General features: G+C 48.4%; 15 protein-coding genes. 12 read left to right on the plus strand and 3 right to left on the minus strand.

Annotation, left to right across the window (positions count from 1 at the left end; genetic code table 11):
• The first annotated feature begins 324 nt into the window (after window positions 1-324).
• Both HNR75_RS14785 and HNR75_RS14790 read left to right on the plus strand, forming a co-directional pair.
• Complete coding sequence (locus HNR75_RS14785) at window positions 325-1,389, plus strand: GGDEF domain-containing protein (protein ID WP_188027753.1); 1,065 nt, start codon at window positions 325-327, stop codon at window positions 1,387-1,389.
• 322 nt (window positions 1,390-1,711) lie between these two features.
• A complete protein-coding gene (locus HNR75_RS14790) occupies window positions 1,712-3,007 on the plus strand; it encodes a dicarboxylate/amino acid:cation symporter (protein WP_188027754.1) in 1,296 nt (431 codons plus the stop codon).
• A gap of 69 nt (window positions 3,008-3,076) precedes the next feature.
• On the opposite strand, the gene HNR75_RS14795 is transcribed toward HNR75_RS14790, so the two are convergent.
• Window positions 3,077-3,937 carry a YicC/YloC family endoribonuclease gene (locus HNR75_RS14795; protein WP_188027755.1) on the minus strand — a complete coding sequence of 287 codons (861 nt, stop codon included), beginning with the start codon at window positions 3,935-3,937 and terminating at the stop codon, window positions 3,077-3,079.
• A gap of 123 nt (window positions 3,938-4,060) precedes the next feature.
• On the opposite strand from HNR75_RS14795, the gene rph reads away from it, so the two are divergent.
• Window positions 4,061-4,777: a ribonuclease PH gene (gene rph, locus HNR75_RS14800; protein ID WP_425506833.1), complete on the plus strand. Its 717-nt coding sequence runs from the start codon at window positions 4,061-4,063 to the stop codon at window positions 4,775-4,777.
• Window positions 4,778-4,803: 26 nt separating this feature from the next.
• Window positions 4,804-5,445 (plus strand): orotate phosphoribosyltransferase, encoded by a 642-nt coding sequence (gene pyrE / locus HNR75_RS14805; RefSeq protein WP_188027757.1) that lies wholly within the window; start codon window positions 4,804-4,806, stop codon window positions 5,443-5,445.
• A gap of 77 nt (window positions 5,446-5,522) precedes the next feature.
• Here pyrE and dut read toward each other — a convergent pair whose 3' ends face one another.
• Together dut and coaBC are read right to left on the minus strand one after the other, a co-directional pair.
• Window positions 5,523-5,978, minus strand: a complete 456-nt coding sequence (gene dut, locus HNR75_RS14810) for a dUTP diphosphatase (RefSeq protein WP_188027758.1) — start codon at window positions 5,976-5,978, stop codon at window positions 5,523-5,525.
• Window positions 5,965-7,173 carry a bifunctional phosphopantothenoylcysteine decarboxylase/phosphopantothenate--cysteine ligase CoaBC gene (coaBC, locus tag HNR75_RS14815; protein ID WP_188027759.1) on the minus strand — a complete coding sequence of 403 codons (1,209 nt, stop codon included), beginning with the start codon at window positions 7,171-7,173 and terminating at the stop codon, window positions 5,965-5,967. Before coaBC ends, dut begins: the two co-directional genes overlap by 14 nt.
• Before the next feature lie 109 nt (window positions 7,174-7,282).
• Between coaBC and HNR75_RS14820 the strand changes: the two genes are divergently transcribed.
• From HNR75_RS14820 to gmk, 8 genes are all read left to right on the plus strand, one after another.
• A complete protein-coding gene (locus HNR75_RS14820; protein WP_188027760.1) occupies window positions 7,283-7,765 on the plus strand; it encodes a MarR family winged helix-turn-helix transcriptional regulator in 483 nt (160 codons plus the stop codon).
• Between the two features lie 329 nt (window positions 7,766-8,094).
• The gene (proV, locus tag HNR75_RS14825; protein WP_188027761.1) at window positions 8,095-9,291 is read left to right on the plus strand and encodes a glycine betaine/L-proline ABC transporter ATP-binding protein ProV; all 1,197 of its coding nucleotides are present in this window, start codon (window positions 8,095-8,097) and stop codon (window positions 9,289-9,291) included.
• Window positions 9,288-10,427: a glycine betaine/L-proline ABC transporter permease ProW gene (gene proW / locus HNR75_RS14830; protein WP_188027762.1), complete on the plus strand. Its 1,140-nt coding sequence runs from the start codon at window positions 9,288-9,290 to the stop codon at window positions 10,425-10,427. The genes proV and proW overlap by 4 nt, the downstream gene beginning before the upstream one ends.
• A 32-nt stretch (window positions 10,428-10,459) precedes the next feature.
• Window positions 10,460-11,458 carry a glycine betaine/L-proline ABC transporter substrate-binding protein ProX gene (gene proX / locus HNR75_RS14835; RefSeq protein ID WP_188027763.1) on the plus strand — a complete coding sequence of 333 codons (999 nt, stop codon included), beginning with the start codon at window positions 10,460-10,462 and terminating at the stop codon, window positions 11,456-11,458.
• 145 nt (window positions 11,459-11,603) lie between these two features.
• Window positions 11,604-12,278: a RadC family protein gene (radC, locus tag HNR75_RS14840; RefSeq protein WP_188027764.1), complete on the plus strand. Its 675-nt coding sequence runs from the start codon at window positions 11,604-11,606 to the stop codon at window positions 12,276-12,278.
• 142 nt (window positions 12,279-12,420) lie between these two features.
• Window positions 12,421-12,657, plus strand: coding sequence for a 50S ribosomal protein L28 (gene rpmB / locus HNR75_RS14845; protein WP_012728411.1), 237 nt, complete (start codon window positions 12,421-12,423; stop codon window positions 12,655-12,657).
• An 11-nt stretch (window positions 12,658-12,668) separates the two neighbouring features.
• Window positions 12,669-12,836: a 50S ribosomal protein L33 gene (gene rpmG, locus HNR75_RS14850; protein WP_012728410.1), complete on the plus strand. Its 168-nt coding sequence runs from the start codon at window positions 12,669-12,671 to the stop codon at window positions 12,834-12,836.
• A gap of 113 nt (window positions 12,837-12,949) precedes the next feature.
• A complete protein-coding gene (gmk, locus tag HNR75_RS14855; protein WP_188027765.1) occupies window positions 12,950-13,579 on the plus strand; it encodes a guanylate kinase in 630 nt (209 codons plus the stop codon).
• Window positions 13,580-13,603: the final 24 nt, after the last annotated feature.

Consider the following 13,603-nt stretch of genomic DNA (forward strand, 5'->3'; position numbering starts at 1 on the left):
CACAACCTTCACAACCTGAATCTTTACTGACGTAACTCGCTGATTCCTCAGTTCGTTGCGGCGTCTGCCGTGTCAGTGAGGGCGCATTATAGGGACCGAACTTTTTTGATCAACCCTTTTTTGCAAGATAAGTATCGACCGCTCACTTTCCAATCATCGCGGATACTATTCACTCAAGGAAAGGATAAAACTTATCCGGATAATAAAAAATCTTCTGATAAGTGACTCAATTCTTCTGCTTAAGAAGCACGATATCTCTAGACGCCCGGATAAAGTGTGCCATTCTTACAATATATTTTGTGTTGTTTTATGGGTCCCTTAGTTATGAAACAACTGATGGTGGAATCACCCCGCTTTCATCTTTTTGTCCGTCGGGCCATATTTGCTGCGCTCTTTGCGCATGTGCTATTTCTCTTATTGTTTGTGTTTTTTAAAATTCCGGTACTGATTGTTACCAATCTCGGTAGTCTACTTCTTTGTCTCATCGCATTATGGCTTCTTCGTTCCCGTTCATTTAAGGCTATTGCTGCATTAATCTGGTTTGATTTGATCGGGCATTCACTGATATCAAGTGAAGTATTGGGCTGGCAAAGTGGATTTCACTTCTATTTGTTGTTACTTGTGCCGATGTGTTTTTTGTATACGTTCAGACTCCAGGCAAAAAAGATGTTCCCGATTACAGCCATACTGCTGATTTATCTGTTACTGGATTATCACGCTTATGGTCGCCCGGTCATGATTGAGCTCTCATCTACATCCGGTATGCTGGTGAGATATATCAATCTGATGATCAGTATCATTGGTTTGAGCTATCAACTTTATGTCTATAGATCTTTGTTGCAACAAGATGATGAATCGTCGGTACCTGAATCAACTTCTACCGATCAACTAACTGGTTTGGACAACCGTAGTGCCATTTTGTCAGAAATTGACGAGTTGTTTTCCTTGTCACCCTATGCGCGACAACCAATGGCTCTGATTATTGCTGATGTAGATCATTTCAAACGTCTGAATGAACAATATGGGTCGCATATCGGCAATAAAGTCCTCATTCATGTTGCACAAGTCTTGCATGATTCGGTTCGGCATAATGATCGCGCTTCTCGTTGGGGGGATGGTGAATTCTTGATTCTATTGCCCGGCGGTTCATTAAACTCTGCGGAACAAATAGCAAAACGGGTACAAAGAAAATTACTTGGCACCCCATTGCAGATAGATGGTAAAACTCCCCTTGTCTCTCTGACATTTGGTGTCGCAGAATTATTGCCTGATGAAAACTTCAACCAATGTCTGATACGCGCGGATTCTGCGTTGCAACAAGGAAAACAGAACGGCGGAAACCAGATCGAACTAGCATCTGTCGATTCCATTATTCCATCGTCGGCTTAACAGCCGGCGAATGTTAAAACAATCCATTTTCACTCTCGCCGACTTAACGCCCGGTTAACACATCCGTTACTTTATCTTGGTTTTATACCTTATTTGGATTTTTATTGAACAATAAGAAGCCAAAACCTGCAAATATATGGCGTTTTATAGTAAATTCGACCAAATATTCGGATGCTATTCATTCTTTTACCTGCCTTCTCATATCATCAGGCTGCTCCGCCTCCGTATATTTAGCGTCTGACTACAGATGCATAACAAGGAAGAATCCCAGTGACATGATGTCTCTTCGCTTTATTTACATCTACTTAGGAACAAAAACATAATGAAAATGAATAAACTGACGGCCATGATTCTGATCAGCATGCTGGTTGGTATCCTGACTGGCCATCTGTATCGTTCGAATGTGACGGATCCGGCAGCCATTGCTGCTTTTGCATCAAACATTTCAATCCTGACTGACATCTTCCTGCGATTAATCAAGATGATTATTGCCCCATTGGTGTTCTCAACGCTAGTTGTGGGCATCGCTAAAATGGGTGATAGCCAGACAGTAGGCCGTGTAGGTATTAAGGCCATGGCTTGGTTTATGACTGCCTCATTGGTTTCTCTGGCGCTGGGCCTGGTTATGGTAAACGTATTGCAGCCAGGTGTTGGCCTGAATCTGCCATTACCGGATGTAACTGCAAAATCTGGTATCAGCGCGACCGCAATTACGCTGAAAGATTTCGTTACCCATGCCATTCCTAAAAGTGTTGTTGAGGCAATGGCTACCAATGAAATCTTACAGTTAGTCGTATTCTCTCTGTTCTTTGGTGTTGCAGCTTCTGGCATGGGCGAAAAAGCCAAACCAGTTGTAGCTGTGATGGAAAGCATTGCCAACATCATGCTGAAAGTGACCGGTTATGTAATGAATTTTGCACCGTTCGCTGTGTTTGGCGCGATTGCTGCGCTGATCGCGAAACAGGGCTTAGGTATTCTGCTGACTTACGGTACCTTCGTTGGCGAGGTCTATGGATCGATTCTGGTTCTGTGGGTTCTGCTGCTGATCATGGGTAGTCTGTTCCTAGGTCGCCGGGTTCTGTCACTGCCAAAATTCATCCGTGAACCAATTCTGCTGGCCTTCTCTACCGCAAGCTCTGAAGCTGCTTACCCTAAAACACTGGAAGGTCTGAAACGCTTCGGCTGCTCCGAAAAGATCTCCAGCTTCGTATTGCCGGTTGGCTATTCATTCAACCTTGACGGCTCCATGATGTATTGCACCTTTGCGACCATGTTCATCGCTCAGGCCTATGGTATGGAAATCACCATCGCCCAGCAGATTACCATGTTGTTACTGCTGATGGTCACGTCAAAAGGTATGGCAGGTGTACCGCGTGCCTCTCTGGTTGTTATTGCGGCAGCCATGGCACAATTCAATATTCCGGAAGCCGGTCTGTTATTGTTACTGGGCGTGGATCATTTCCTGGATATGGCTCGTTCTGCCACTAACGTGATGGGTAACGCGATTGCGTCTTCTGTCGTCGCCAAGCTGGAAGGTGAATTAACTGATTCAGTCGATGCTGATGACGATGAGCTGCAGGGTAATACCATATTGGTGGAAGAACAGGCTTCCAGCTAATTGGTTTAATCCTGACCATAAAACCGAAGCCCGCATTTCGCGGGCTTCGTCATTTCAGATGCAGACTGATTATTCCACGTTTTGGATCTGTTCGCGCATCTGCTCAATCAACACTTTCAGCTCAACCGCTGCCTGGGTCACTTCTGCATTGATGGATTTAGAAGCCAGAGTATTCGATTCGCGGTTGAATTCCTGCATCATGAAATCCAGACGACGACCACATGCGCCACCTTTACTGATGATTTTACGGGTCTCAGTGACATGCATATCCAAGCGATCCAATTCTTCTGCCACATCAATTTTTTGTGCCAGCAGAACAATTTCCTGTTCTATACGGGTAGGTTCCAGTTCGACTTTGGCTTCTGCCAAGCGATCCAGCAAGCGCTGACGCTGCCAGTTGAGAATAGCGGGCATGTGTTCCCGTACTTTTGTTGCTTCAACCGCAACACCTTCCAGCCGCTGCTCAAGCAGGGATTTCAATTTGTCACCTTCGGAACGGCGTGCCGCGATAAACTCTTTGAATACTTCATCAAATGCCGCCAACAAGGTGACATTCAGCGCATCCATATCCTGTTCTTCACCTTCCATCACGCCGGGCCAGCGCAGGATGTCCACCGGATTAAGCTGTCCTTGTCCGGCACGATCAATCACCCATAACGCATTATCAATCAGCTGTTCTGCCAGCACTTCATTTATCTGCAATTGCCCCTGGCTGACCTGACTTTCAAAACGCAGGTTGCATTCAATTTTGCCGCGCTCTAAACCCTGACGGAAACGCTCACGCAATACCGCTTCCAGATTGCGGAAGGACTCGGGTAAACGGAAATAGGTTTCCAGATAGCGCTGGTTTACGGAGCGGATTTCCCAGACTGCCGTTCCCCAGTCCCCTTTGAATTCTTTACGGGCGTAACCGGTCATACTATGGATCATGGCGTGCTCTTTAAGTAGCGAGGAATTGTTCCGATTATACCCAACCCACCCCCTAACGTCAGTAGCCATGCAATACAGGCATAGATCACGTATAATTCGCGCAATTCAATACTGTCAGGAATCATCATGCGTCCAAGCGGAAGAACGCCGGAACAACTGCGTCCCATCACTATTACCCGTCAATATACCTGCCATGCTGAAGGCTCGGTACTGGTTGAATTTGGCCGGACTAAAGTACTGTGTACGGCTACAGTCACCGAAGGTGTCCCTCGTTTTCTGAAAGGAAAAGGTCAGGGTTGGGTTACCGCAGAATACGGTATGCTGCCACGCTCCACCCATTCACGTATGCACCGTGAAGCCGCATCAGGCAAACAGGGTGGCAGGACGTTAGAAATTCAGCGCCTGATTGCACGCTCGCTGCGCGCAGCCGTCGATCTGACCAAACTGGGTGAAAATACCATTACTGTTGACTGTGATGTGCTGCAGGCTGATGGTGGTACTCGTACCGCATCCATCACCGGAGCTTGTGTTGCACTGGCTGATGCATTGAACTGGATGCAGGAAAAAGGCACTCTGAAAACCAACCCGATGAATTTCATGGTAGCCGCGGTGTCTGTCGGTATCTATGAAGGTATTCCGGTATGTGACCTGGATTATGATGAAGACTCCAGCGCCGAAACCGATATGAATCTGGTGATGACCGAAACTGGCAAAATGATTGAAATCCAGGGAACCGCAGAAGGCGAACCATTCTCTCAGGAAGAACTCATGCAGTTGCTGGAACTGGGCAAGCAGGGTATTCAGCAAATCATTCAGCATCAGCGTCAGGCACTGGTCTGATATTCAGGTAACAAGGAAAAATCACGATGAAGGCATATCAGCGCGAGTTTATTGAATTTGCTCTGGAAAAACAGGTACTGAAGTTTGGCGAATTCACCCTGAAATCAGGTCGGAAAAGCCCTTATTTCTTCAATGCCGGCTTATTTAACTCGGGTCGCGATCTGGCCAAACTGGGCCGTTATTATGCGGCGGCACTGGTGGATAGTGGTATCGCGTACGACGTACTGTTTGGCCCGGCCTATAAAGGGATCCCGATTGCCTCTGCGACAGCAGTACAGCTGGCAGAATTGCATGATCAGGACGTTCCATGGTGCTTCAACCGTAAAGAAGCCAAGGATCATGGTGAAGGTGGCAATCTGGTCGGCAGTCCGCTGAAAGGCCGCATCATGCTGGTTGATGACGTTATCACCGCCGGTACAGCAATCCGCGAATCGATGGATCTGATCCAGGCGAATGGCGCGGAACTGGCAGGCGTTCTGATAGCGCTGGATCGTCAGGAAAAAGGCAAAGGCGAGTTATCCGCCATTCAGGAAGTACAGCGTGATTACAATGCACCGGTGATTGCGATCATTACACTGGGCGATCTGATCCGTTATCTGGAAACCCAGCCGGAAATGACGGAACATCTGGAAAAAGTGAAAGCATATCGCGCCAGTTACGGCGTCTGATTTCTCTGCCGGTACCCGGACAGATGACAAAAAAGAGGAGTGATAAATCACTCCTCTTTGCATTTCAGCAGGAAGAATTAATGACGACCAGATGAGCCGAAACCGCCTTCACCGCGCTCAGAGGCATCAAATTCATCCACGACCGCAAAGCTTGCCTGTACCACCGGCATAAACACCAATTGCGCGATGCGCTCACCCGGCTGGATGGTAAAGGTGGTATTACCGCGATTCCACACAGAGACCATCAGCTGTCCCTGATAATCAGAGTCGATCAGTCCGACCAGATTTCCGAGCACAATGCCATGTTTATGGCCTAAGCCAGAACGTGGCAGAATGGTGGCACACAGTCCCGGATCAGCAATATGGATCGCCAGACCTGTAGGGATCAGCTGTGTATCGCCAGGGACCAGTTCAACCGCAGCATCCAGACAGGCGCGCAGATCTAAACCGGCAGAACCGGGAGTCGCGTATTCAGGCAGTGGAAATTCATTTCCGATGCGGGCATCGAGGATCTTAAGTTCAATCTGTTTCATGTTGATAGCGCTGTATGATTAATGAGATGAGTTGTTGAGCGACCTGTTGCTTGCTGGCCAGAGGCAGTTCCTGTTGTTCATCCTGCCAGAATACCGTCAGTGCATTCTGATCAGAATTGAACCCCTGCCCTAAGCGGCTGACATCGTTGGCGGCAATCATATCTAGCCCCTTGCGTTGCAGCTTATCCAGCGCATAACGAGCCACATCCTGTGTTTCGGCGGCGAAGCCTACCACAAAAGGTTTATCTGTGCGCGCAGCGACGCCGGCAATAATGTCGGGATTTTTTACCAGCTGTAGCGTCAGAGTGTCACTATCCGCCTGTTTCTTCATTTTCTGCGGGGCAACCGATTCCATACGGTAATCAGCCACAGCGGCGCAGCCAATAAAGATCTGATGCCGGGATACTTCGGCGTCAACCGCTGCCTGCATATCCAAAGCGCTCTCCACATTGATGCGGTTTACATTTTTGGGTGTAGGCAGATTAACGGGGCCAGCGATTAATGTGACTTTTGCGCCCAATGCTGCTGCCGCCTCAGCCAGGGCAAAACCCATCTTGCCGGAGCTGTGATTGCTGATATAACGTACCGGATCGATCGCTTCACGCGTTGGTCCGGCCGTGATCAGAAAAGAGAGTTCAGAACGAAGCTCTGGCTGGAAAAAGCGGGTTACTTCCTCCACGATATCCAGCGGATCCAGCATGCGTCCAGGTCCCACATCCCCACATGCCTGGCTGCCGATACCCGGTCCCCAGATCTGGACACCACGCTCGGCCAACACGTTCAGATTATGCTGGGTTGCCGCATGCAGATACATCTGCATGTTCATCGCAGGCGCGATCGCCAATGGCGCCGGACTGGCCAGACAGAGCGTCGTCAGCAGCTCATCGCCCATCCCGGTGGTCAGGCGAGAGATAACATTGGCAGTCGCAGGGGCCACCAGAACCAGATCAGCCCATTTTGCCAGCTCGATATGCCCCATACCCGCTTCGGCTTGCGGATCAAACATACTGTTGGCGACCATGTTGCCTGAAACGGCCTGCAGAGTGAGCGGCGTGATAAACTCTTTTGCCGCGTCACTCATCACAACCCGAACTTCCGCCCCCTGCTCACGCAACCGGCGAATAATTTCAGCACTTTTGTAAGCCGCAATACCACCGGTGACACCAAGCAAGATCCGTCTTTGTTGTAATGACATTGCTTTTCCCTCATTTCCGAACTTACGGCATAGTACATGATGGCGGCTGTTTAATTCCACGCTCGCCTGAGCGATAATTCATACTATATATCTCCTGAATCCCGACTGAATGAACCAGAAAAGCTTGGCGGTACTCAGCACGCTGCGCCGCATAATTCGCACAATTGACCAAAATGAAAAAGAACTCAGCCATTTATCCGGTTTAACATTACCCCAGTTGCTCATATTACAAACACTGCGGGATGAACAACCTGTAACGACCGGAACCCTTGCTAATCGCATGGATCTGGCACAGGCAACAGTGACCAGCATTCTCGATCGACTGGAAAATAAAGGACTGGTTGAACGTCAGCGAAATCAGTTGGATAAACGTAAAGTATGGATCCAGCTCACGCCTGAAGGTATATCCCGTCTCAATGCCGCTCCGGACACACTACAAAGCCGTTTCATTACCCGTTTTCAGAATATGAAAGAATGGGAACAATCCATGTTGATTGCGTCTCTGGAATGTATTGCTGACTTACTGGAAGCCCCTGAAGTTCGCACAGCACCGATGCTTGATAGCGGAGAACTCACCCGTCCCGGCGAGTAATTAGTACTCGCTGTTTCCTTTTTGTTACTCGTCTTTCTCCGTGACAAGGTCAGCTCACGACCACCCATCCTCTTTTGGATCCAGTCAAAATACTTCGATACGTTAAACAATAAAACCATTTTTCACCAAAAAATAACCAAACAAACCAAACATAAATCGTATTGCGAATAAATAATTTTTCATTATTTATCATATAAATGAAGAAAAAAAGACCAAAAAACAGGCATGAATTACTTGAATATAATGATTATTTTATTATGTTAATAAATAATTGCATTGCTATGCAAATAATGAAGGCTATGATTTATTAACAACCGAAAAGGGTATCCATGACCATAAAACTGGAAGTAAAAAATCTGTTCAAGGTGTTCGGAGAACATCCTGAACAGGCTTTTAAATTACTGAATAAAGGCCAGGATAAAGCTGCTATTTTTAAGAAAACGGGTCTGACTGTTGGTGTACAGGACGTCAGCCTCAGGATTAATGAAGGCGAGATATTTGTCATCATGGGGTTATCGGGTTCCGGTAAATCCACACTCGTCCGTCTACTTAACCGCCTGATTGAACCTACCCGGGGTCAGGTTCTGCTAGATGGGAAAGATATCGCTGCCATTTCTGATGATGAATTACGTCAGGTTCGCCGCAAAAAGATCAGTATGGTGTTCCAGTCTTTCGCCCTGATGCCGCACATGAGTGTCATTGATAACGCGGCTTTTGGCCTGGAACTGGCTGGGGTCGATAAAACGACGCGCCACGAGCGGGCATTAAAGGCTTTGGCACAAGTGGGACTGGACAATTGGGCTAACGCTTATCCTGATGAATTATCAGGTGGCATGAAACAACGCGTCGGGCTGGCCAGAGCGCTGACAAATGATCCTGACATTCTGCTAATGGATGAAGCCTTTTCAGCGCTTGATCCGTTGATACGAGCCGAAATGCAGGATGAATTATTGAAACTACAAAACCGGCAACAGCGGACGATTGTATTTATTTCCCATGATCTGGATGAAGCCATGCGTATTGGCGATCGGATTGCCATTATGCAGGATGGCGAACTGGTACAAGTCGGCAGCCCCGACGAAATCCTGAATAATCCGGCCAACGAGTATGTTCGCGCATTTTTCCGTGGAGTTGATCTGGCCAATGTCTTTTCAGCACGGGATGTGGCTAGTCGCCGGCAGCTCCCATTAATTAAGAAACATGCAACAGATGGCCCGGCAGCAGCGCTGAAGCAGCTCAAAGATCAGGAACGAGATTACGGTTATGTTGTTGATCGGGCGAGGCATTTCATCGGAGTGGTTTCTGTTGAATCACTAAAGTCAGCTACTTCTAATAAACAGAATCTGGATGCTGCGATTCTGGAAAAACCGGCACCAATTTTGGCAGATACACCGGTAAACGAGTTGATCGGTCTGGTTGCGGAAGCGCCCTGTCAGGTGCCAGTCATCGACAGCGACGGTCTTTATATCGGCCTGATCTCTAAAGCCAATCTGTTACAAACTCTCGATCGGAATAATGCCGCATGATAAAACGACACCTACTAATCCTGTTTACGTCTTTTCTTTTATTGAGCCCGCCAGGTTGGACCAGTGAAGCGACTCAGCCAGAACAGGATCCCTGGAGTGAAATGAATGTCGCTGCAGAACAAGCTGCAGCGGATAATCCGTGGGGAAATACCGCGCAAGCCGATACAGACAGCAATGACTGGCTGTACACCGCCCCTGAATCAGAAAAAAACACGTCTGTTGATTACTGGCATCCCTTTCAAGAAGCCAGGCTCCCGCTGGATCAGTGGATTGAGTCAGCCATTGACTGGGTGGTGGATAATTTCCGTCCGGTTTTTCAGCTGATTCGGGCGCCGGTAGAAATCAGCCTGACCGGTATTGAAACCGTATTACAAACCATACCATCTCCGATAATGATCCTGCTGCTGACATTATTGTCGTGGCAGCTGGTCAGTGGCCGCATGGCTGTGGGAACAATGCTGAGCCTGATTATTATTGGTCTGATTGGTACCTGGATGGAGGCCATGACAACCCTGGCCCTGGTTCTGACATCGTTACTATTCTGTCTGATGCTGGGTCTGCCGTTCGGTATCTGGCTAGCCCGTAGTGATAAGGCAACCACGATCATGCGCCCGTTACTGGATGCAATGCAGACCACGCCAGCCTTCGTCTATCTGGTCCCGGTGGTGATGTTATTCGGGATTGGCAATGTACCTGGTGTGGTTGTCACGATCATATTCGCACTCCCCCCCGTGATCCGACTGACCATGCTGGGCATCCGCCAGGTACCTGATGATCTGATTGAAGCAGGTCACTCATTCGGCGCCAGCCCGCGTCAATTATTATTCAAGGTACAATTGCCGCTGGCAATGCCAACGATCATGGCTGGCGTTAACCAGACTCTGATGCTGTCACTCTCAATGGTTGTGATCGCATCCATGATCGCAGTCGGCGGCTTAGGCCAAATGGTCCTCCGGGGGATCGGTCGTCTGGATATGGGGATGGCCTCTGTCGGTGGAGTCGGAATCGTCTTGCTCGCCATTGTGCTAGATCGACTGACTCAGGCAATGGGGCAAAAATCTCACAATAAAAATGCCAGATACTGGTATCAGCGCGGACCGGCAGGTCTTCTTTTCCGGTTAACAAACCGGGTCTGACTTATCCCATCAATTATTATGGAGAGAACGCAATGTTTGAACCGAAAAACATCATCGCTGTGAGCACCCTGTTGTTAAGCTGCAACCTCATGGCCAGCACAGATCTGCCGGGCAAAGGCATTTCGGTGCAACCTATCCAGAGTACGATCGCGGAAGAATCATTCCAGACATTACTGGTCAGCAAAATGCTGAAAAAACTGGGCTATGATGTCAAGCCTGCACAGGATGTCGATTACAACGTTGGCTACACGTCGGTAGCCAATGGTGATGGTACTTTCCTGACCTTTAACTGGTCACCGTTGCATGATGACAAATATGCCAAAGCCGGTGGAGACAACAAATTCTATCGTCAGAATGTCTATGTCTCCGGTGCGGCACAGGGTTATCTGATTGATAAAAAAACGGCTGAACAATATAAAATTACCAATATCGCTCAGTTGAAAGATCCCACACTGGCAAAACTGTTCGACGCGAACGATGATGGAAAGGCCGATCTGGCCGGCTGTAATCCGGGATGGGGCTGCGAAGCCGTTATCAATCACCAGATAAAAACCTATGGTCTTATCGATACCGTGATTCACAATCAGGGAAATTATGCGGCGATTATTGCTGATACAATTACCCGCCATAAAAGTGGAAAACCCATTCTTTATTATACCTGGACGCCGTATTGGGTCAGTGGCGAACTGGTTCCCGGTAAGGATGTAATCTGGCTGGAAGTCCCTTTCTCATCGTTGCCGGGTGATCGCCGGGATGTGGATACCAAACTGCCGAATGGCAGGAATTACGGCTTCCAGATGAATCAGATGCATATCGTTGCCAATAAAGCATTTGCCGAAAAAAATCCGGCGGCAGCCAAGCTGTTCGCCATTATGAAATTACCCATTCATGATATCAGTGCCGAGAACATGCAAATGAAAGCGGGACAAAACAAACCTGCCGATATTGAACGCCATGCAGATGGTTGGCTGAAAGCACATGCTAAGCTGGTCGATCACTGGCTGTCTGAGGCTAAATCCGCAGCAAAATAAATATGACCTGAAGCCTGTTATGACAGATTATAACTCAAGGGGCTCAGGCCCCTTGTCTGCGCTATCATAATGTACTGTCGGCTTTGTCAGTTCTGTTTCCAAACCATTCTCGTTATAACCGGATTTTTCTTTTCAAGGATATATCGTGGCAATAACAGATTGGCCCGAGGACGAACGTCCGCGCGAGAAACTCTTACAGCGCGGAGCCGCAGCACTGAGTGATGCCGAATTATTGGCAATCTTTCTGCGAACCGGAGTAGCTGGTTGTAACGCCATTGAACTGGCCAGAAATCTGTTGCTGGAATTTGGTTCATTGCGCACGCTGCTCGGTGCGGAACAAGAACGATTTTGTCAGGCGCACGGCCTTGGGCCAGCAAAATATGTCCAGCTACAGGCCGTACTGGAAATGAGCAATCGTTATCTGGCGGAATGTCTGCAACGGGGGGATGCCCTAACCAGTCCGCAATTGGTCCGACGCTATCTGCAGCTCCAGTTACGGGAACGGCCCCGGGAGGTATTTGCCATGTTATTGCTGGATAATCAGCACCGCGTTCTTCAGTTTTGCGAATTGTTTTTTGGTACTATTGATGCGGCCAGTGTTTATCCACGGGAAATCGTGCAGACGGTGCTAAAACATAATGCTGCAGCGGTCATTCTCTGTCATAATCACCCTTCGGGCGTAGCCGAACCAAGTCACGCCGATCGCCATATCACCGAGCGCATTTGCGACGCTTTACGTCTGATCGACGTGCGGGTGCTGGATCACTTTGTGATAGGAGACGGAGATCCCGTCTCTTTTGCCGAACGCGGATGGTTATAAAACGATCCTGACAAGGCCTTTTTACTTGATCTTGTCGGGGCGATGCTGTATAAAATGCCGCCTTCTATCTATGTGCTCTGCTATACGGCAGCGGGGCAACAGAAAATGCGCGAGCAGAAGTAAGATTTTTGGAGAGACAACAATGTCTAGAGTGTGTCAAGTAACTGGTAAGCGTCCGACAGTGGGGAACAACCGTTCTCACGCTAAAAACGCGACCCGTCGCCGTTTCCTGCCTAACCTGCAATCTCACCGTTTCTGGGTTGAAGGCGAGAAGCGTTTTGTAACCCTGCGTTTAACACCGAAGGGAATGCGTATTATCGACAAGCTGGGTATCGAAGCTGTTCTGGCTGATATCCGTGCTCGTGGCGAAAAAGTGTAAGGAGATAAATCATGGCTAAAGGTGCTCGCGAAAAAATTCGTCTGAACTCCAGTGCCGGTACTGGTCACTTCTACACTACGACCAAGAACAAGCGCACCATGCCTGAGAAAATGGAGATCAAAAAATTTGATCCTGTTGTTCGTCAGCATGTAATCTACAAGGAAGGCAAGATCAAGTAATTGGTCTGCTGTCCTGAAAAACCCGGTCTTGTGCCGGGTTTTTTGTTATCAGCCCGGGTCATTGCTTCTGACCGGCGCGTTATTTTTTTCCTGTTACTTGATAGGAGCGCACGATGGCTGCTGCAGGTACGCTATTTATTATTTCCTCTCCCAGCGGAGCAGGAAAATCCAGCCTGTTAACGGCGTTATTGTCACGTTATAACAGCGATGGTCGTATGGCACTGTCTGTTTCTCACACCACCCGCGCCATGCGTCCGGGCGAAGAAAACGGCATACATTACCATTTTGTCAGTAAAGACGAATTTCAGTCCCTGATTGCCCGCGACGCATTCTTTGAATGGGCTGAAGTGTTTGGTAACTATTACGGCACATCAAAAGAATTGATCGAACAGGCGCTGGCCAAGGGTATCGACGTATTTCTCGATATCGACTGGCAGGGAGCCCGGCAAATCCGCGAGCTGTATAGCGAAACACAATCTATTTTTGTGTTACCGCCCAGCTTGCCGGTGCTGGAACAACGCCTGATTGGCCGCGGACAGGATAGTGAAGAGGTGATTGCCAAACGCATGGCGCAGGCAGTCTCTGAAATGTCGCACTATCCTGAATATGACTACCTGATCATCAACGATGATTTTGAACAGGCATTGCAACAATTGCATGCCATTGTACTGGCGGGTCGCGCAAAACTGCGTCCGCAGGCTATTTGTCATGCCGATCTGCTGAATCAGCTACTGGCAGGATAAATTAAAACCAAGTAGAATTTTCAC

The sequence above is a fragment of the Tolumonas osonensis genome (assembly GCF_014202415.1).
Lineage (GTDB): Bacteria > Pseudomonadota > Gammaproteobacteria > Enterobacterales > Aeromonadaceae > Tolumonas > Tolumonas osonensis.

Bases quoted from the DNA above. Each gene is read 5' to 3' on its own strand.
- HNR75_RS14785 (WP_188027753.1), top strand. From the start codon at position 325: ATGAAACAACTGATGGTGGAATCACCCCGCTTTCATCTTTTTGTCCGT.
- HNR75_RS14790 (WP_188027754.1), top strand. From the start codon at position 1,712: ATGAAAATGAATAAACTGACGGCCATGATTCTGATCAGCATGCTGGTT.
- HNR75_RS14795 (WP_188027755.1), bottom strand. From the start codon at position 3,937: ATGATCCATAGTATGACCGGTTACGCCCGTAAAGAATTCAAAGGGGAC.
- pyrE (WP_188027757.1), top strand. From the start codon at position 4,804: ATGAAGGCATATCAGCGCGAGTTTATTGAATTTGCTCTGGAAAAACAG.
- dut (WP_188027758.1), bottom strand. From the start codon at position 5,978: ATGAAACAGATTGAACTTAAGATCCTCGATGCCCGCATCGGAAATGAA.
- coaBC (WP_188027759.1), bottom strand. From the start codon at position 7,173: ATGTCATTACAACAAAGACGGATCTTGCTTGGTGTCACCGGTGGTATT.
- HNR75_RS14820 (WP_188027760.1), top strand. From the start codon at position 7,283: ATGAACCAGAAAAGCTTGGCGGTACTCAGCACGCTGCGCCGCATAATT.
- proV (WP_188027761.1), top strand. From the start codon at position 8,095: ATGACCATAAAACTGGAAGTAAAAAATCTGTTCAAGGTGTTCGGAGAA.
- proW (WP_188027762.1), top strand. From the start codon at position 9,288: ATGATAAAACGACACCTACTAATCCTGTTTACGTCTTTTCTTTTATTG.
- proX (WP_188027763.1), top strand. From the start codon at position 10,460: ATGTTTGAACCGAAAAACATCATCGCTGTGAGCACCCTGTTGTTAAGC.
- rpmB (WP_012728411.1), top strand. From the start codon at position 12,421: ATGTCTAGAGTGTGTCAAGTAACTGGTAAGCGTCCGACAGTGGGGAAC.
- rpmG (WP_012728410.1), top strand. From the start codon at position 12,669: ATGGCTAAAGGTGCTCGCGAAAAAATTCGTCTGAACTCCAGTGCCGGT.
- gmk (WP_188027765.1), top strand. From the start codon at position 12,950: ATGGCTGCTGCAGGTACGCTATTTATTATTTCCTCTCCCAGCGGAGCA.